Origin of the sequence: Erwinia aphidicola (genome assembly GCF_024169515.1) — a bacterium.
GTDB classification, from domain to species: domain Bacteria; phylum Pseudomonadota; class Gammaproteobacteria; order Enterobacterales; family Enterobacteriaceae; genus Erwinia; species Erwinia aphidicola.
Genome location: NZ_JAMKCQ010000001.1, coordinates 4,691,439 through 4,710,374 on the forward strand (window position 1 = coordinate 4,691,439; position 18,936 = coordinate 4,710,374).

Sequence of the window (18,936 nt, forward strand, 5' to 3'; positions counted from 1 at the left end):
GGCGATGTGTGCTGGAAGACGATCAGGATCTTCCAGTGGTGCAGAACGCGAAATCAGCCCCCGGAAGATCGCCTTCCGGGGGCTTTTTTTTGGCCCGATGAAATTGAAACGCTGGCATAGTGAACTTAAGCAGACAGGAAAAGAGGATTATCCCCGATGTTAGATAACACCCGTTTACGCATAGCTATGCAGAAATCAGGCCGTTTAAGCGATGAATCACGCGAATTGCTCGCGCGCTGCGGCATCAAAATCAATCTGCAGCAGCAGCGCCTGATCGCGTTTGCCGAGAACATGCCGATTGATATTCTGCGCGTGCGCGATGACGATATCCCGGGCCTGGTGATGGATGGTGTGGTTGACCTCGGCATCATTGGTGAAAACGTGCTGGAAGAAGAGCTGCTGACCCGTCGTGCTCAGGGCGAAGACCCGCGCTATTTCACCCTGCGCCGTCTGGACTTCGGCGGCTGCCGCCTGTCGCTGGCGATGTCGGTTGATGACGAATATACCGGCCCGCAGTGTTTACAAAACTCCCGCATTGCCACCTCTTACCCGCACCTGCTGAAAAAGTACCTCGACAAGCAGGGCGTCAGCTTCAAATCCTGCCTGTTGAACGGTTCTGTTGAAGTGGCTCCGCGCGCCGGTCTGGCCGATGCCATCTGTGACCTGGTATCAACCGGCGCCACGCTGGAAGCCAACGGTCTGCGCGAAGTGGAAGTCATTTACCGCTCGAAGGCCTGCCTGATCCAGCGCGATGGCGAAATGCCGGCTGCCAAGCAGGAGCTGATCGACAAACTAATGACGCGTATTCAGGGTGTGATCCAGGCGCGTGAATCGAAGTACATCATGCTGCACGCGCCGGGCGAACGTCTGGAAGACATCATTGCCCTGCTGCCGGGGGCCGAGCGCCCTACCGTACTGCCGCTGGCGGGTGATAAGAGCCGCGTGGCGATGCACATGGTCAGCAGCGAAACGCTGTTCTGGGAAACCATGGAAAAACTCAAAGCCCTGGGTGCCAGCTCGATTCTGGTGCTGCCGATTGAGAAGATGATGGAGTAATTCGATGGCGACCCTGATGACCCCCATTAGCTGGCAGCAGTGCAGCGCGGAAGAGCAGCAGGCGCTGCTGATGCGCCCGGCGATCTCTGCCTCTGAAAGCATTACTGCCACCGTGCGTGGCATTCTTGAAAAGGTAAAAGCCGAGGGCGACGACGCGCTGCGCTACTACAGTGCCACCTTCGATAAAACTCAGGTGGATGCCCTGCGCGTCAGCGAGCAGCAGATTGCCGATGCCTGCGCGCGACTGGGTGATGAGATCAAACAGGCGATGGCCGTCGCGGTCGCCAACATCGATAAATTCCACGTGGCGCAGATGCTGCCAGCGGTTGATATTGAAACGCAGCCGGGCGTGCGCTGCCAGCAGATTACGCGCCCGGTCGCTTCTGTCGGGCTCTATATTCCCGGCGGTTCTGCCCCGCTCTTCTCCACCGTGCTGATGCTGGCAACCCCGGCACGCATTGCCGGATGTGGCCGCGTGGTGCTGTGCTCGCCTCCGCCGATTGCCGATGAAATTCTCTATGCCGCTAAGCTGTGCGGCGTGCAGGAAGTGTTTCAGGTTGGCGGGGCGCAGGCGATTGCCGCCCTCGCCCTCGGCACTGAATCAGTGCCGAAGGTCGACAAAATCTTTGGCCCGGGCAATGCGTATGTGACCGAGGCCAAACGCCAGGTCAGCCAGCGCCTGGACGGTGCAGCAATTGATATGCCGGCAGGGCCTTCCGAAGTGCTGGTGATAGCCGATGAGGGCGCCACGCCGGACTTCGTCGCTTCCGACCTGCTGTCACAGGCCGAGCACGGCCCTGATTCACAGGTGATCCTGCTGACCCCTTCGCTGCCGATGGCAGAAGCAGTAGCGCAGGCCGTCGAACGCCAGCTGGCCGAACTGCCACGCGCCGCCACCGCGGCGAAAGCGCTGGAGAGCAGCCGCCTGATTGTGGCACGCGATCTGCAGCAGTGCGTCGAGATCAGCAACCGCTACGGCCCGGAGCATCTGATTATTCAGACGCGCCGCGCGCGGGACCTGGTCGACAGCATTACCAGCGCCGGTTCGGTATTTCTTGGTGACTGGTCACCGGAATCCGCTGGCGACTATGCCTCCGGCACCAACCACGTGCTGCCGACCTATGGCTATACCGCCACCTGCTCAAGCCTGGGGCTGGCTGATTTCCAGAAGCGCATGACGGTGCAGGAGCTGACGCCTGCCGGCTTTATGGGGCTGGCCGCCACCATTGAGACGCTGGCCGCGGCCGAACAGTTAACCGCCCACAAAAATGCCGTCACCCTGCGCGTGGCCGCACTGAAGGAGAAGCCATGAGCAGCACAATTCAGGACCTGGCCCGCGCTAACGTGCGCGCCCTGACCCCTTACCAGTCTGCGCGCCGCCTTGGTGGTAACGGCGACGTGTGGCTGAATGCCAATGAATATCCGCTGGCCGTGCCGTTTGAGCTCAGCCAGCAGACGCTGAACCGCTACCCGGAGTGCCAGCCAAAGTTGGTGATTGAACGCTACGCCGCCTATGCCGGACTGACGCCTGAACAGGTGCTGGTGAGCCGCGGCGCGGATGAAGGCATCGAGCTGCTGATGCGCGCCTTCTGCGAGCCGGGCCAGGACGCAGTACTGTTCTGCCCGCCGACCTACGGTATGTACAGCGTCAGCGCGGAAACCATCGGCATTGAATATCGCACGGTGGAAGCAGGTGAAGACTGGCAGTTGAACCTGCCGGCGATTGCCGACCAGCTGGACGGGGTGAAGCTGGTGTACGTGTGCAGCCCAAACAACCCAACCGGTAACCTCATCAACCCGGAAGACCTGCGTCAGCTGCTGGAGATGACCCAGGGCACAGCGCTGGTGGTGGCGGATGAAGCCTATATCGAGTTCTGCCCGCAGGCGTCACTCGCCGGCTGGCTGAAGGATTATCCGCACCTGGTGATCTTACGCACGCTGTCGAAAGCCTTTGCGCTCGCCGGGCTGCGCTGCGGTTTCACCCTTGCCAGCGCCGAGGTGATCGCGCTGCTGATGAAGGTGATCGCGCCTTATCCGCTCTCTACTCCTGTCGCCGATATCGCTGGTCAGGCCTTGAGCGACCAGGGCATCGCCCTGATGCGCCAGCACGTCGCCGGGCTGATCGCCACCCGCGAGCAGCTGATTGCCGACCTGCGCAGCCTCGACTGCGTTGAGCAGGTGTATGAGAGCGACACTAACTATATTCTGGCGCGCTTTACCGCTTCCAGTCAGGTGTTTAAAACGCTGTGGGACCAGGGCATTATTCTGCGTGACCAGAATAAGCAGCCCGGCCTGGCTGGCTGCCTGCGCATTTCCATCGGCACCCGTGAAGAGTGCCAGCGCGCCGTTGCCGCATTGAAATCATTACCCGGTACCCCCGTTTCTCAGGAGCAAGCATGAGTCAGAAAGTCCTCTTTATCGATCGCGATGGCACCCTTATTTCTGAGCCGCCGCAAGATTATCAGGTCGACCGCATGGACAAACTGGCCTTCGAGCCGGACGTGATCCCGGCCCTGCTGTCGTTACAAAAAGCGGGCTATCAGCTGGTGATGATCACCAATCAGGATGGTCTGGGCACCCGCAGCTTCCCGCAGGCGGATTTTGACGGCCCGCATAATCTGATGATGCAGATCCTCAGCTCGCAGGGCGTAAAGTTCGACGACATTCTGATCTGCCCGCACCTGCCGGAAGATAACTGCGACTGCCGCAAGCCGAAAACCAAAATGGTGGAGGCCTGGCTGGCCGAAGGCGCGATTGATACCGCCAACAGCTATGTGATTGGTGACCGTGCCACCGACGTAGAGCTGGCGCAGAATATGGGCATTACCGGTCTGCTGTACGGTAAAGATCTTAACTGGAACGCTATCGAGCAGCAGCTGACTAAACGCGATCGCTATGCGCTGGTGCAGCGCAACACCAAAGAGACGCAGATTAAAGTTGAAGTGTGGCTGGACCGCGAAGGCGAGAGCAAAATCAACACCGGCGTTGGCTTCTTCGATCATATGCTCGACCAGATCTCCACCCACGGCGGCTTCCGTATGAACATTGATGTAAAGGGCGACCTGTACATTGATGACCATCACACCGTGGAAGACACCGGTCTGGCACTGGGCGAAGCCTTGCTGAAAGCGCTGGGCGACAAACGCGGCATTGGCCGTTTCGGCTTTGTCCTGCCAATGGACGAGTGCCTGGCGCGCTGCGCGCTGGATATCTCCGGCCGCCCGCACCTCGAATATAAAGCCGAGTTCAGCTATCAGCGCGTGGGTGATCTGAGCACCGAGATGGTCGAGCACTTCTTCAGCTCGCTCTCTTACACCATGGCCAGCACCCTGCACCTGCGCACCAAAGGCAAAAACGACCATCACCGCGTCGAAAGCCTGTTTAAGGCCTTTGGCCGCACGCTGCGCCAGGCGATCCGCGTGGAAGGCAACACCCTGCCAAGCTCGAAAGGAGTGCTGTGATGGATGTGGTGATCCTCGATACCGGCTGCGCCAACCTCTCTTCAGTGAAGTGGGCGGTGCAGCGCCTCGGCTATCAGCCGCAGGTCAGTAAGGAAGCCGATATTGTCCTGAATGCCGACAAGCTGTTTTTACCGGGCGTCGGCACCGCACAGGCGGCGATGGACCAGCTGCGCGAGCGCGAGCTGATTGAGCTGATCAAAGCCTGTACTCAGCCCGTGCTGGGTATCTGCCTCGGCATGCAGCTGCTCGGCTCACAGAGCGACGAGAGCGGCGGCATCTCTACGCTGAATATCATCGAACACCCGGTTGAGCGTATGCAGGATCTCGGCCTGCCGCTGCCGCATATGGGCTGGAACCAGATCGCCTCGCAGGCGGGCAATCACCTGTTTCGCGGCATCGACGACGGCGCCTACTTCTACTTTGTGCACGGCTACGCCATGCCGGTGAATGAATTCACCATCGCGCAGTGCCACTACGGCGCAGCGTTTACCGCAGCGGTACAGAAAGATAACTTCTTCGGCGTGCAGTTCCACCCCGAGCGTTCCGGTGCCGCTGGCGCGCAGCTGTTGAAAAATTTCCTGGAGATGTAACGGATGATTATCCCGGCGTTAGATTTAATTGATGGCAAGGTGGTCCGCCTGCATCAGGGCGATTACGGCCAGCAGCGCGACTACGGGAGCGATCCGCTGCCGCGCCTGCAGGATTATCAGGCCCAGGGCGCAGAAGTGCTGCACCTGGTTGACCTGACCGGTGCGAAAGATCCGGCTGCGCGCCAGATCCCCCTGCTCACCAGGCTGCTGGCGGGCGTGTCCGTGCCGGTGCAGGTGGGCGGCGGTATTCGCACTCAAGAGGATGTGGAAGCCCTGCTCAAAGCTGGCGCCACGCGCGTGGTAGTAGGTTCTACCGCGGTGAAACAGCCGCAAGAGGTGCAGCAGTGGTTTAATCAGTACGGCGCGGAAGCGATTGTACTGGCGCTGGACGTGCGCATTGATGCGGATAACCGCAAAGAAGTGGCGATCAGCGGCTGGCAGGAAGCCAGCGGCATCACGCTGGAAGAGGTGATCGAGCAGTTTCTGCCGTTCGGCCTGAAGCACGTGCTGTGCACCGATATTTCCCGCGACGGCACGCTGAGCGGCTCTAACGTTGCGCTGTATCGTGAAGTTTCCGCGCGCTATCCGCAGATTGCCTTCCAGTCCTCCGGCGGCATCGGCTCGCTGGATGATATTGCGGCCCTGCGCGGCTGCGGTGCACAGGGGGTGATTGTCGGTCGCGCCCTGCTGGAAGATAAATTTACCGTATCGGAGGCGATTACATGCTGGCAAAACGGATAATCCCCTGCCTTGACGTGCGTGACGGCCAGGTGGTCAAAGGCGTACAGTTCCGCAACCACGAGATTATCGGTGACATCGTGCCGCTGGCGCAGCGCTATGCGCAGGAAGGCGCCGACGAGCTGGTGTTTTATGATATCACCGCCTCCAGCGATGGCCGCGTGGTGGACAAAAGCTGGATCTCGCGCGTGGCAGAAGTGATTGATATCCCCTTCTGCGTGGCGGGCGGTATCAGGTCGGTGGAAGACGCCGCCCTGCTGCTCTCCTACGGCGCGGACAAGATCTCCATCAACTCCCCGGCGCTTGCCGACCCGGAGCTGATCACCCGCCTGGCGGATCGCTTTGGCGTGCAGTGCATCGTGGTGGGCATCGATACCTGGTACGACAGCGAAAGCGGCAAATACCACGTTAATCAGTACACCGGCGATGAGAGCCGCACCAAAGTGACCAGCTGGGAAACCCTCGACTGGGTGGACGAAGTGCAGAAGCGCGGCGCAGGCGAGATCGTCCTCAACATGATGAACCAGGACGGCGTGCGTAACGGCTACGATCTGGTGCAGCTGCAAAAGGTGCGCGCGCGCTGTAAGGTGCCGCTGATTGCCTCCGGCGGCGCGGGCACCATGGAACATTTCCATCAAGCCTTCCGGGATGCGGACGTTGATGGCGCGCTGGCCGCCTCGGTGTTCCATAAACAGATTATTAATATCGGCGAACTGAAAACGTTCCTGATTGAAAAAGGTGTGGAGATTCGCGTGTGTTAACAGAACAACAGCTCGCCCAGCTGGACTGGGTAAAAACCGACGGTATGATGCCGGCCATAGTTCAGCACGCCGTTTCTGGCGAAGTGCTGATGCACGGCTATATGAACCAGCAAGCGCTGGATAAGACGCTGGCAACGGGTAAGGTGACCTTCTGGTCGCGCACCAAACAGCGCCTGTGGACCAAGGGGGAAAGCTCTGAGCACTTCCTTAACGTGGTCAGCATCACCCCTGACTGTGATAACGACACGCTGCTGGTGCTGGCCAACCCGGTTGGCCCGACCTGCCACCTTGGCACCTCCAGCTGCTTCTCACCTGCCGCATCTGACTGGACATTCCTCTATCAGCTGGAGCAGGTGCTGGCAGAGCGCAAGCACGCCGACCCGAAAAGCTCCTATACCGCCAGCCTGTATGCCAGCGGCACTAAGCGCATTGCGCAGAAAGTCGGTGAGGAAGGCGTTGAGGTTGCGCTGGCCGCCACCGTCAACGATCGCCACGAGCTGACCAACGAAGCGTCGGACCTGGTCTATCATCTTCTGGTGCTGCTGCAGGACCAGGATCTTAACCTGTCGACGGTAATTGAGAACCTGCGCCAGCGCCATAAGTAGGCTGCCGCAGTTGTGACATCAATAAAAAAGGCCGGGAATTCCCGGCCTTCTGCTAGATGCTTAAGAGTTAGCTGCCTTTCCGCAGGCGGTAGCTGGCGCTGACATTGCGGCCAATCACCACGGCGGCACCCACTACCCCACCGAGAATAATCGCCAGCACCATCACCAGCGTCTTTTTCGGGCTATCGCGGCGGATAGGCAAATCGGCGGTAGAGATGTATCGGTACGACTGCAGATGCGACAGGTCTATTTTCATATGCGTCACGGCCAGCAAAGCGCTCTGCGTGTCGTAATAAGACTGATCGTACACTAATGGTTTAGTCGCCTCGTTCTGAATCATTGACTGCAGTGCGCTGCTGCCCAGCAGGTAGAGGGTATCGTCAGAGAGACGTTCAGCCTGATTCAGCTGTGCACTCTTCACCCCGGAGGCTTCTGCAATCGTCAGCGCCTGTTTGATGGCGTCCATACGCTGCTGTTTTTTATCGATCGCCACCTGCTTCAGCGTATCCAGCGCGCTGGAAAGCTCATTGGTTTTCACACTCAGCGTACGGCGAAGATCGGCGGTGTAGCCGTCGACGATTTTATCGTTGATCTGCTCGATATACTTGGTCAGCTGCGCCTGTGCATCTTTGGCAGTGGGCGCGGTGTAAGCAATGCTGAGCTGGTCATTACTGCCCTTCACCACCTGATCCACTTTCAGCATCTGGGGTTCTTCCAGATTACGCAACGCTGATGACAGCGCCGCCATAGATGCAGCAAAGCGACCGAAGAACTGGTTTTGCAGATCGGGAAGTGACGGTTTATCACCTGGCGTTTGCGTATACAGCACGCTGAGAGAGGCGTTGTAGTTAGCAATCATACCTGACGTTGGAGTAGCAACAATGGCGGTGGAGGTCCATTTTTCTTTCGCGACAAACAGGTAGATGCCTGCCAGCACCATGGCCACGATCACACTGATGATAATGGTTTTTTTGCCGTTCCATAGCTGAGCAATAACTTCCAGTAAATCGATTTCATCGGCTGTGTTGGAAAAGTTCTGGTGACGCGAGGACAGCTCAACATTTTTATTATCGGGGTTCATATAATCAGTAAACTCTGCGCAAAAGAAAATAAGATAAAACTCAGGCGATAGCTGACTAAATGTAGAGGAGTTTGGCGGGAAACGCTATGGATAGATTCTTAAAACGAGGTAAGAAACCTCCCGCATTGCGGGAGGTTAGAGCAAAACTTAATCGAGCCACTCAGTGTGGAACACACCGTCTTTATCAGTACGCTTATAAGTATGCGCACCGAAGTAGTCACGCTGCGCCTGGATCAGGTTTGCCGGCAGTACCGCTGAACGGTAGCTGTCATAGTAAGCGATAGCCGCAGAGAAGGTCGGAGTCGGGATACCGTTCTGCACAGCATAAGCTACCACGTCACGCAGTGCCTGCTGGTACTCATCCGCGATGTTCTTGAAGTACGGCGCCAGCAGCAGGTTCGCGATGTCCGCATCTTCAGCATAAGCATCGGTGATTTTCTGCAGGAACTGGGCACGGATGATGCAGCCCGCACGGAAGATCTTAGCAATCTCACCGTAGTGCAGGTTCCAGTTGTTCTCGGTAGACGCCGCTTTCAGCTGGGAGAAGCCCTGAGCGTAAGAGACGATTTTACCCAGATACAGGGCGCGACGTACCTTCTCAACGAACTCCGCTTTATCACCGCTTACCGCCTGAACTTTCGGACCGCTCAGTACTTTGGAAGCCGCAACGCGCTGGGTTTTCAGGGAAGAGAGGTAACGAGCGAATACGGACTCGGTGATCAGCGACAGCGGCTCGCCAAGGTCCAGAGAGCTCTGGCTGGTCCACTTACCGGTCCCTTTATTCGCGGCTTCATCCAGAATCACATCAACCAGGTAGTTACCTTCTTCATCTTTCTTGGTGAAGATATCTTTGGTGATGTCGATCAGGTAGCTGCTCAGCTCGCCTTCGTTCCACTCGCTGAAGGTCTTAGCCAACTCTTCGTTGCTCAGGTTCAGCGCACCTTTCAGCAGTGAGTAGGCTTCAGCAATCAGCTGCATGTCGCCGTACTCAATACCGTTGTGCACCATTTTCACATAGTGACCAGCACCGTCCGGCCCCATGTAAGCGACGCAGGCTTCACCTTCTGCAACCGCCGCGATCTCGGTCAGGATTGGCGCAACCAGCTCGTAAGCTTCTTTCTGACCACCAGGCATGATGGAAGGACCTTTCAGAGCGCCCTCCTCGCCACCGGACACGCCGGTGCCGATGAAGTTGAAGCCCTGCTCAGACAGTTCGCGGTTACGGCGAATGGTGTCTTTATAGAAGGTGTTACCACCATCAATCAGGATGTCACCTTTATCGAGGTGCGGAGTCAGGGAGGCGATGGTTTTGTCGGTGGCTTCACCGGCCTGCACCATCAGAAGGATACGACGAGGTTTTTCCAGAGAGTCAACAAACTCTTCGATGCTGTAGTGCGGAACCAGTTTCTTACCTGGGTTCTCTGCCACGACTTCATCGGTTTTTTCACGCGAGCGGTTGAAGATAGAAACTGTGTAGCCACGGCTCTCAATGTTGAGTGCCAGATTACGGCCCATCACAGCCATACCTACAACGCCGATCTGTTGCTTGGACATACCTACTCCTGTCTAGGTGAGAAAACCAGCAGTTCTGTGACTGCGGTCAATGTTCTGAACATGTTAACTCAGGTTTAGGGGGGGATGGTAGTGATTGGTGCGATAGCTTACTGAGGGTTGTCCTAAGAAGTTTAGGGCCACTAAAGCTGTTTAAGATTGTTTGTGACGGAAAATACTTTCCAAAATCACTTACCGAAAAGTTGCTTTAGCGTTTTGCCAGATTGGTCTTTTGCCGAGAGAACAGGAGCCTGACAAGGCCACTCGATCCCTACATCTAAATCATTCCATATCAAAGAAGCTTCGAATTCAGGATGATAATAATCCGTACATTTATATTCAAAATCTGCAACGTCGCTTAAAACAACAAAACCATGGGCCAAGCCAGGTGGAATCCAGAACTGTTTTTTATTATTTTCATTGAGTATGACACCGTACCACTCGCCAAAAGTTTTTGAGTCTGGACGTATATCAACTGCAACATCAAAAACTTCCCCCCGAACGACTCTGACCAACTTCCCTTGGGGGTGTGAGGTTTGAAAGTGCATACCTCGCAAGACATTTTGGCAAGATCTTGAGGAATTGTCCTGAACAAAATCGAAATCAATTTCCAACATATCACTATAACGTTTTTTTTCAAAAGTTTCGAAAAAAAAACCTCGTTCATCGCCATAAACTTTAGGCTCGATAATTTTTACACCACTAATTGAAGTGTTATGCACCTTCATAGATCTTTTCTCCGTCTTTAAGATCCAATCGACTCCATAGCAATTGAAACTTACAGATAATACAAATTGTGATTAGAAACTCTGTGAATATCACTGACCAAATAAGCCCATCATAGCTATAAAAGTAAACCAATGGAATAGCATAGCAAAGATGTAGAAGTGAAAAGCATACATAAAGTTTTGTTAAATAACTCGCATAGCCTAATGTAATTAGACCCCAGTTCCCAAAACAAACAGCGACACAAACAATAAATACCAACAAGGACATTTCTTTGAAGATGTGACCTGAAACGGTGAATTCCTTGCCGAGATACATTATCGCCAATTGTTGGCCAAAGAGAAAGATGAATAGCGATACGAAAAATGCGAGAGACAAGTATAAAACCGAGTATATTTTAAAACGATGTTTAAAATTTCTTATCTCTTTATTTATTCTCGGAAAAATAACCTGCTGAATAGGTACAAAGCAAGATTGAACGGCAGATCTCATCCTTTCAGCTGCTGAGAAATAACCGACTATTGCAGGCGAATAGAAAAACCCAAGAAGAATAACATTAAATGTAGTATAGAAACTAATCGAGATTTGGGATATAAAAATTGCACTCCCTCTTTTCAAGGAAATCTTAACTTGTGAAAAAGGGGCTAGTTCAAAAGATACTAACTTCCTAAAATAGATATAGAAAATTGAAAAGATTGATGGGAGAAATGCATTTAAACCATAGAAAAAGGCCGCATTAAATACGTCCCCACTGTTTTTAACCATCGTAAAAAGCCAGATAGTGCATAAACATTTTGAAAGTATAGTTAATGTTGCTATCACTTTCATTTTTTCTATAGCCTGAAAGAAAAAAAGTGGAAAATAACAGTTACCGATGATAACTAAAGCAAAAGAAAAAGTTACCCAAGCATTACCTTCTTTAACGAAAAAAACACAATATAGTGAATATAACGCCAAGCTTATAAATAACAAAAATGTTTTTGCGAGAATTGTCCTTGAAAAAAGAGAGTTGATTTCCTTTTGATTCTCGGCGACAGCTATATCTCTTGTTGCTGAATAGTTAAACCCGTAGTCAACCACGAGAGAAAAATACTGTACTATAGCAAGGCTAAGCATGATACTTCCGAAATCCGACACACCTAGCGTACGAACAAGATATGGAAGTGTAACCACAGGAAAGACAAAATTACTTACCTGAACAAGACCAAGATATGCTATATTTTTAAACATTGTGCTTTTTGATAGCTTCGAGAAGTTTTCTTCCATATATAGTGTCCGGTTCAACAGTGTTACCTTCCGCCCACTCGTTCCATGATTTTAAAAAAACATATTGGTTATTTTCATTAAAATCAATTGCTTCTTTAACACTGGTTGTAAAAAGGTTCTCATTAAAACCTTCATATATAACGCCGAGTCGCTTATGCCTTGGCGTAGTGTCCCAACCAGAGATAATCACCGGAATTTCTTTATCGTGCGGCTTTCTTTTCTTATTCCACAGGCCGAGTATATAATTTTTATAGCTATATTTTACAGGGCCTAACCATTTCCAACGATGACGTCGTACAAGTCGTTCACGTACTTTGTCCCAAAAGCCCCTTCTCGAATACATTAAAGAAGAATCTAAAAAAGCATCAACTTTTTCTACATATTCGTATTCAGGTATCGTGTACTCGGTAATCAGGTAAATTCCGGGAAAGCCATTCTCTTGAGCTTTGCGGTTGAAAGTGTTTATAAAGACATTAAAATCTGGAATTGCGCGTGCTTCAAACACAACAACTATAGGTCGGCCGTTGTCCTTGATGTACTGCTCACGTTTAAAGTGTGGAAGCATATAATCAAAGAAATCTTCGTAATCTTTCTCACCGAGATATTTCTGTTCCTGAAGTAAAATACCTTTGGTTTTGTTTAACCAGCTATGGTTTGCCCATGCAACACAATAATCAACAGCTAAATCCTTTTCAAGCATCCAACGCAGGGGGGCATCCAGGAGTTTTTTTCCTTCACCAAACCAGTACGTCCATAAGCAAAACCCACTAATGTTGTGCTCTTTTGCCAACTTAAACTGCTTTTCAATAATATCACATGAACTCAAATCATAATAACCCAACTCGGTTGGTTTTCTTATGGTTTGCTTTCTTGAGTATTGAACGGCATTCTTTATATTTGTCCATTCGGTGAAACCTTGTCCCCACCATTTGTTATTTTCCGGCGTTTCATGATACTGAGGTAAATAGTAAGCTATAATTTTCTTCATAATCAGGGTTTATACTTTTCATTTAAATTAAAATTCTTTGAAACACCATCTTTAAAAGATGAAAGCAGAATCTTTAAGTTTTTTATATCTAAGGTGCATATCTGATAAAGAGCGGCTCCAATAAGAACACCATACATACGTAGCCATATCAATGAGTTTTCTTTATACATTTTTTGGACACGGAAGTAATTTCTAAACATAAAATAAGACTTCCAAGTTTTTAAGGCCAGACTTTGTTCAAACTTAATTTTTCTGATAATTTTAGCATCTGCCAGACACTCTATTCCAAAGCCAGCTCTCAGTGCTCTAATTGAAAAATCGAGATCGTCGTTAAAAATAAAGAACCTTTCATCTGGGTAACCAATTTTCTTGAAAATTTCAGCAGGTATGACTGGCCCCTCAAAGGGAACAGAAACAATATCATATTTTTTCTTCGATTCAATGTAAATGTCTGCGACAGTTTGTCGCTTGGGGCGAAGAAATAAAGGATTTGATAGATTATATACCGTGGCAGAAATTTCAGCACATGAACCGTCCGTATTAAAACGCATTGGTTGTGTGATTTTTCTCTGAGAAAGTTGTGGTGCTAAGCGTTCAAGGCAGTATTTGTCGAAGGCGATATCATCGTCCGCCATCCAGATATATTCATAGCCGGCAGCAACAGCCATTTTTGATCCAATCGCAAATCCACCTGCCCCACCTGAATTATAGCCGGTATTGTAGTATTCAAAAAGATTTTCGCTCTTGATAACAAAACTCTCAACAATTTTCTTTGTGTCATCTTGGCTATTATTATCAATAATAAATATCTTATCAGGCGTTAGGGTCATTTTGAGTACTGAATCAATCATCTCAGAAAGTAAATGACATCGATTGAAAGTAACTATCACCAAAGCTATTTTTTTCACATTAGACCTTAACGAATTTTATCTTAAATAAATTAGAAAGGGTTTTTTTAGGGATTAATCTATATATTTTTATTAGAATAAAAGTATACAAACCAAATCTATTAAATGGATATTCTATTTTTGAGTTTAAAATCAGATCATGTCTAAACAATTCATCAACAACAGCACTACTTTTAGCTTTGTTTTTGATTAATGAAAAAAACATGAGAATATAAATAGTCGCAAAGAAAAAATTAAATTTATTCACAAGAGAATTCCTGACTATAAATTCATTTCCCGCTAATTTTTTGAGCCCGTGGATTTTAGTCAAATGCTTTAAATCTAAAGAAGAATTGACTGCCGAACCAGCCCTTTTCCTGTAATTAAAACCCATAACGGAATCATAGCTTACTGCTTGAGATGCACAAAGAGTATCAATAATGAATGCAATATCTTCACAATGATGAAGGCTTTCATTAAATAACACATTTTTCTTTATTAATGTCTCTAACCTATAAAAGCCCGCACAAATATTAAGGTTTATTTTCTTTTCAAACATCAACCTTAACATATTACAACCATCTATTATGGTTATATCCTTCTTCTTACTGTTATAGTTTTTTATAACGCTATTATTGTAAGTAATAGTCCTGAGATTAAAAAAATAAACATCATTTAACTTATTTACCTTAGTAAAAAAAAGCCATATGTTATCATTATAATCATCATCGCTATCGTGGAATAGGACATATTCTCCAGAAGCATTATTTATGCCTATGTTTCTTGCTGCCGATACCCCTGAGTTTTCCTGCCTCAACACTTTAATTGATTGATAATGGATATTTGAAGGTAGTGAGTACGGTATTTCAGAGCCATCATCAACTATAATAATTTCAACACTAATTTTCTTATGAACGCTCTGCTTATTCAAAAGTATGTCGAGAGCTCTATCAACGTACTCTGATGAATTAAAGCATGGAATTATAATTGATAAGTCATAATTCATTATAAAATACTCGTATAAGGAGATATTCCCAGACCGCTATTTAATGACTTGTCTGAGACTTCTATATTTTTCTCAAAAGTTGCAGCGCTCACTAATATCATCAATGAGATGATTATAATTCTATTCGACTTTTTATTGATTGCCGCAGCGAGATACATAGCTAATAAAGCGGGAACAAAAGAAAATAAATCGACTAATCTGTTGAATATTTGTATCTGAGAAGAAAATATTAATGAAATAACATAACTTAAACATAAAGCGTTAAGAATACGTCTTGTACTAAAATTAACAATCTTTTCTTGTAAGAAAATATAAAGTGTAGGTATACACATCCTTAAAATTATGCCTATACCAGATCCCTCTGTTACTTCGACATTAAATTTATTTGTGGCATAAGCTGCATATTTCGTTTCTAAGAAAAAAGAGTTATTGAAAATAATATTAATTAGACCAAGTTGTGTTATCAAAATGTAAAATATAATTATCAGCAACAACGATATATATCTATTTAGTTTTATTCTATCTGAATAATAGAATGGCAAAAGGAGTAAACTCGATACGTGAAATCCTGCAGCTAATAACGTTATAAATAAGAAAGATTTTTTTTTGCTATTGAGTAGCTGGTATACTGCTATGATAAGCAGTGATACTGCTGTATATTGCCTAATAGATGAATATCCATTTAGATAACAAGAGAAGATAAATATACTAATAAAAACCCAATATAATCTTTCTCTGGAGAGCTTTATTAGACATAAAAACATTATCAAACTTGTCGCTACAAATATCCATTGATATGATACATCTAATCCAATTACTAGGTAATTCAACCCTAAATAGATCGGCTCTAGCCTTTCACTACCGCCGTTTTTGAGTATATTATATATTTCGACATAGTTTTTATAATCAGTACCAATGTCGTATCGTAATGCCGCAGGCAAAAACATTGTTAAAAACATTGCTGATAGGGCTACTACCCTAATTCCAGTATGATTATGTTTACCATGAGTACTGCTTATACTTGCAAATAAAGCACATAAAAAAGCGATCAGGTTATATATTATAAATGGATTAAACGTCACAATTAAACCTCGAATATGCTTTTTTCAGGAAAGCGAGTGTCTAAAGCGTCTATTATTTCTTTCTTACACTTAGCAAAATTACTGATATTTCCGCTATCATTTAAACAAAGCAATTTAAATTTATCATTGTTCTTTATTATTGATATTGCTGAGTTTATATGATCGTCTTGCAAGGAAATAAAACATGTGAATTTCTTATTGTTCTTGTTGTAGAACTCACCTGAGCACAATCTCCAGTACCGGAATAGATATTGATTCACATCAGTTAATTCACGATGTTTTGTAATGCAACTACCATCAAGAATGGAATACTCAAAGTCCCAAACGTCTTTAAATGTCGTTTTTTTATAAGGAAGTGGAGAGTGAGGGTCATAAAAACCCGTATATTTCTTCCATGGCATTAATGCCAAGTTGCGCATTAAATCCGCACCGTAATCTAACCTAAAAAGATTTTTCAATGTATTTAAATGATATTTGTTATTAAATTTCCTGTTGATAACACAAATATTCCTTAATAAATGATGTTCAATCCCACCACCATAAATAGGATTCATTATCATATAGTCTACTGGAAGATTATTCTTAAAGAAATATTCGCTTTCGATGCTGTTTAATGCAAAAGTGTCGTCATTGAAATAAATAAAATTCTCGGATAAATCAGATATTCTATGAAAATTTAGTTCTATAGTGTGTGAATTAAACGTTGGCAGATATTCCTCTGGGATATAATCCGCATGTTTAACATGCACTAGCTTATTGCAGTTCAGATTCAAAAAATCAGGGATATGGCCAGCAGTGATAAAGTAAACCTTCCGAATCCACGGCATGTTCTTTTCTATAGATCTAAAGACATATTTTAAATTATCCCAGTCTCTAAATCTTTCAGCATCAAATTCTTTACTATTAGAGTGCTTCTGATATTCGATCTGCCATAATCTATCAGAACCGTCAACCCAAGGTAGTACCACATCAATTGGATTTTCGCCGCTACTAATTTCCATTTTTTTCTTGCTCTACAGTATACAGCGCAGATTTTATAACCTGATGCATATCATAATATTTGTACTCAGCCAAGCGGCCGCCAAAAACAATAGAGTCTAATTTTTTTGATAGATCTCTATATTTTTTGAAGAGTTCCATGTTTTTATCGTCATTGATAGGATAATAGGGTTCGTTCTCTTCGTCAGCGGAAGCTGGATATTCTTTAGTAATAATAGTAAAGGCAGTTTTATTATCATCAAAATGTTTATGTTCAATAATTCTGGTGTAAGGCACTGATGATTCGGTATAATTAACAACCGCATTTCCCTGATAATCTTTAATTTCTATTCTTTCACTCTCAAATTTTAACGAACGATAATCAAGCTTTCCTAGACAAAACCCGAAATACTCATCAATTGCACCGGTGTAGATTACTCTATTAGCACTTTCTGACCATTTTTCTTTGTCACTTAGGTAATCGACGTTCAATATTATATCTATGCCATCAAGCATTTTTTCAATTATTTGAGTGTAACCACCAATGGGAATCCCTTGGTAATTGTCATCAAAGTAATTATTATCGAAAGTAAATCGTACTGGTATGCGTTTTATAATATCAGCTGGCAACTCTTTTGCAGAACGCCCCCACTGTTTTTCTGTATAGCCTTTGATAAAAATCTCATAAACATCTCTACCAACCAAAGAAATTGCTTGCTCCTCTAAGTTAGCAGGTAGTTTGTTCTCTACTTCTTTGCGCTGAGCTTCAATTCTCAACTTTGCTTCGTCAGGTCGGGCTGTTCCCCATAACTGATAAAAAGTGTTCATATTGAACGGAAGATTATAAAGTTTCCCTTTGTAGTTAGCCAAAGGTGAATTTGTAAAGCGGTTGAAATCGGCGAACTGATTTATATATTCCCATATTTTTTTATCATTCGTATGAAATATATGAGCACCATATTTGTGTACATGAACCCCATCTTCATTCTTCGTATATACGTTTCCTGCTATGTGATCTCTTTTTTCCAGAACCAATACTGAAAATCCTTTTTTCCTAAGCTCATACGCACACACTGAACCAAACAACCCTGCGCCTACGATTAAATAGTCATATTTTTTTTTAATGTTCATTATTATTTCGGCACCTTATTACAAACTCAAAATCTGGAGTATATTTAACTATCCATCACTAATAGATAGAAATATCTTTCTTAAAGAAAAAAAGCTCAAATTTTCATATCAGTGTTCAGTATCCTTTCACCATCTTGAGCAGATACTGCCCATACTCATTCTTCGATAAAGGTGCAGCCAGTTTCTTAACCTGCTCTGCATCAATAAAACCTTTGCGATAGGCAATCTCTTCCGGGCAGGAGACTTTCAGGCCCTGTCGCTGTTCAATTGTTTGGATAAAATTACTCGCTTCAATCAGGCTGTGATGCGTACCGGTATCCAGCCACGCATAGCCGCGCCCCATCATCGCCACAGAGAGACTGCCCTGCTCCATATACAGGCGGTTGATATCGGTGATTTCCAACTCGCCGCGCGGTGAGGGTTTAAGGCTTTTAGCCATATTCACCACGCTGTTATCGTAGAAATATAGCCCGGTCACAGCATAGTTACTCTTCGGCTCCAGCGGTTTTTCTTCGAGGGAGACGGCGATGCCCTCTTTATCAAACTCAACTACGCCGTAGCGTTCTGGATCGTTGACGTGGTAAGCAAAGACCGTAGCACCAGATTTCTGGTTTACTGCAGCTTCCAGCTCTTTCGGCAGGTCGTGGCCGTAGAAAATGTTATCGCCCAGTACCAGCGCCACATTATCATCACCGATAAACTCTTCGCCGATAATAAAGGCCTGCGCCAGTCCGTCCGGGCTTTCCTGCACTTTATACTGCAGGTTCAGGCCCCACTGGCTGCCATCGCCCAGCAGTTGCTCAAAGCGCGGTGTATCCTGCGGGGTACTGATAATCAATATATCGCGAATTCCCGCCAGCATCAGAGTACTGATCGGGTAATAGATCATCGGCTTGTCGTAGATAGGTAGCAGCTGTTTACTGACGGCCATCGTGACCGGGTACAGGCGGGTACCGGAACCGCCCGCCAGAATAATTCCTTTACGCATTGGGTATCTCTAATTTGTTATTCTGAGCAAATCTCAGAATT

19 protein-coding genes and 1 other annotated feature (1 of these 20 cut by a window edge) are annotated in these 18,936 nt (G+C 47.2%); of the genes, 8 read left to right on the forward strand and 11 right to left on the reverse strand.

From position 1 onward, the window contains the following. Positions 1-91 (forward strand) — a sequence feature (His leader region) (it extends 32 nt beyond the left edge of the window). A 65-nt stretch (positions 92-156) separates the two neighbouring features. From hisG to hisIE, 8 genes are read left to right on the forward strand one after another with little or no spacing between them, the layout of a single operon-like run. Next, positions 157-1,056: an ATP phosphoribosyltransferase gene (gene hisG / locus J2Y91_RS21840; RefSeq protein WP_048915602.1), complete on the forward strand. Its 900-nt coding sequence runs from the start codon at positions 157-159 to the stop codon at positions 1,054-1,056. A 4-nt stretch (positions 1,057-1,060) separates the two neighbouring features. Next, entirely contained in the window at positions 1,061-2,368 is a 1,308-nt protein-coding gene (gene hisD, locus J2Y91_RS21845) for a histidinol dehydrogenase (RefSeq protein WP_099754651.1), read from the forward strand. Continuing rightward, the gene (hisC, locus tag J2Y91_RS21850; protein ID WP_253539365.1) at positions 2,365-3,456 is read left to right on the forward strand and encodes a histidinol-phosphate transaminase; all 1,092 of its coding nucleotides are present in this window, start codon (positions 2,365-2,367) and stop codon (positions 3,454-3,456) included. The genes hisD and hisC overlap by 4 nt, the downstream gene beginning before the upstream one ends. Then, positions 3,453-4,517: a bifunctional histidinol-phosphatase/imidazoleglycerol-phosphate dehydratase HisB gene (gene hisB / locus J2Y91_RS21855; RefSeq protein ID WP_253539368.1), complete on the forward strand. Its 1,065-nt coding sequence runs from the start codon at positions 3,453-3,455 to the stop codon at positions 4,515-4,517. The genes hisC and hisB overlap by 4 nt, the downstream gene beginning before the upstream one ends. After that, entirely contained in the window at positions 4,517-5,107 is a 591-nt protein-coding gene (hisH, locus tag J2Y91_RS21860) for an imidazole glycerol phosphate synthase subunit HisH (RefSeq protein WP_099754653.1), read from the forward strand. Before hisB ends, hisH begins: the two co-directional genes overlap by 1 nt. 3 nt (positions 5,108-5,110) lie before the next feature. Further along, a complete protein-coding gene (hisA, locus tag J2Y91_RS21865; protein WP_253539372.1) occupies positions 5,111-5,848 on the forward strand; it encodes a 1-(5-phosphoribosyl)-5-[(5-phosphoribosylamino)methylideneamino]imidazole-4-carboxamide isomerase in 738 nt (245 codons plus the stop codon). Beyond that, positions 5,830-6,606 (forward strand): imidazole glycerol phosphate synthase subunit HisF, encoded by a 777-nt coding sequence (hisF, locus tag J2Y91_RS21870; protein ID WP_253539374.1) that lies wholly within the window; start codon positions 5,830-5,832, stop codon positions 6,604-6,606. The genes hisA and hisF overlap by 19 nt, the downstream gene beginning before the upstream one ends. Further along, a complete protein-coding gene (gene hisIE / locus J2Y91_RS21875; RefSeq protein WP_048915595.1) occupies positions 6,600-7,211 on the forward strand; it encodes a bifunctional phosphoribosyl-AMP cyclohydrolase/phosphoribosyl-ATP diphosphatase HisIE in 612 nt (203 codons plus the stop codon). The genes hisF and hisIE overlap by 7 nt, the downstream gene beginning before the upstream one ends. A gap of 67 nt (positions 7,212-7,278) precedes the next feature. On the opposite strand, the gene wzzB is transcribed toward hisIE, so the two are convergent. The 11 genes from wzzB to rfbA all read right to left on the reverse strand — a co-directional run bounded on the left by wzzB (position 7,279) and on the right by rfbA (position 18,895). Beyond that, positions 7,279-8,292, reverse strand: a complete 1,014-nt coding sequence (gene wzzB / locus J2Y91_RS21880) for an LPS O-antigen chain length determinant protein WzzB (RefSeq protein ID WP_253539378.1) — start codon at positions 8,290-8,292, stop codon at positions 7,279-7,281. 147 nt (positions 8,293-8,439) lie between these two features. Further along, positions 8,440-9,846 (reverse strand): NADP-dependent phosphogluconate dehydrogenase, encoded by a 1,407-nt coding sequence (gene gnd / locus J2Y91_RS21885; protein WP_133623307.1) that lies wholly within the window; start codon positions 9,844-9,846, stop codon positions 8,440-8,442. Positions 9,847-10,031: 185 nt separating this feature from the next. After that, positions 10,032-10,571, reverse strand: a complete 540-nt coding sequence (rfbC, locus tag J2Y91_RS21890) for a dTDP-4-dehydrorhamnose 3,5-epimerase (protein ID WP_253539382.1) — start codon at positions 10,569-10,571, stop codon at positions 10,032-10,034. After that, a complete protein-coding gene (locus tag J2Y91_RS21895) occupies positions 10,558-11,835 on the reverse strand; it encodes an oligosaccharide flippase family protein (RefSeq protein ID WP_253539385.1) in 1,278 nt (425 codons plus the stop codon). The genes rfbC and J2Y91_RS21895 overlap by 14 nt, the downstream gene beginning before the upstream one ends. Beyond that, positions 11,792-12,823, reverse strand: coding sequence for a glycosyltransferase WbsX family protein (locus J2Y91_RS21900; RefSeq protein ID WP_253539388.1), 1,032 nt, complete (start codon positions 12,821-12,823; stop codon positions 11,792-11,794). The genes J2Y91_RS21895 and J2Y91_RS21900 overlap by 44 nt, the downstream gene beginning before the upstream one ends. 2 nt (positions 12,824-12,825) lie before the next feature. Continuing rightward, the gene (locus J2Y91_RS21905) at positions 12,826-13,731 is read right to left on the reverse strand and encodes a glycosyltransferase family 2 protein (RefSeq protein WP_253539390.1); all 906 of its coding nucleotides are present in this window, start codon (positions 13,729-13,731) and stop codon (positions 12,826-12,828) included. Position 13,732: 1 nt separating this feature from the next. Continuing rightward, positions 13,733-14,716 carry a glycosyltransferase family 2 protein gene (locus J2Y91_RS21910; protein WP_253539392.1) on the reverse strand — a complete coding sequence of 328 codons (984 nt, stop codon included), beginning with the start codon at positions 14,714-14,716 and terminating at the stop codon, positions 13,733-13,735. Beyond that, entirely contained in the window at positions 14,716-15,798 is a 1,083-nt protein-coding gene (locus J2Y91_RS21915; protein WP_253539394.1) for an EpsG family protein, read from the reverse strand. The genes J2Y91_RS21910 and J2Y91_RS21915 overlap by 1 nt, the downstream gene beginning before the upstream one ends. Positions 15,799-15,800: 2 nt before the next feature. Further along, positions 15,801-16,799: a stealth family protein gene (locus J2Y91_RS21920; RefSeq protein ID WP_253539396.1), complete on the reverse strand. Its 999-nt coding sequence runs from the start codon at positions 16,797-16,799 to the stop codon at positions 15,801-15,803. Then, a complete protein-coding gene (glf, locus tag J2Y91_RS21925) occupies positions 16,789-17,907 on the reverse strand; it encodes a UDP-galactopyranose mutase (RefSeq protein WP_253539398.1) in 1,119 nt (372 codons plus the stop codon). The genes J2Y91_RS21920 and glf overlap by 11 nt, the downstream gene beginning before the upstream one ends. Before the next feature lie 115 nt (positions 17,908-18,022). Next, entirely contained in the window at positions 18,023-18,895 is an 873-nt protein-coding gene (gene rfbA, locus J2Y91_RS21930; RefSeq protein ID WP_048915589.1) for a glucose-1-phosphate thymidylyltransferase RfbA, read from the reverse strand. Positions 18,896-18,936 lie beyond the last annotated feature (41 nt).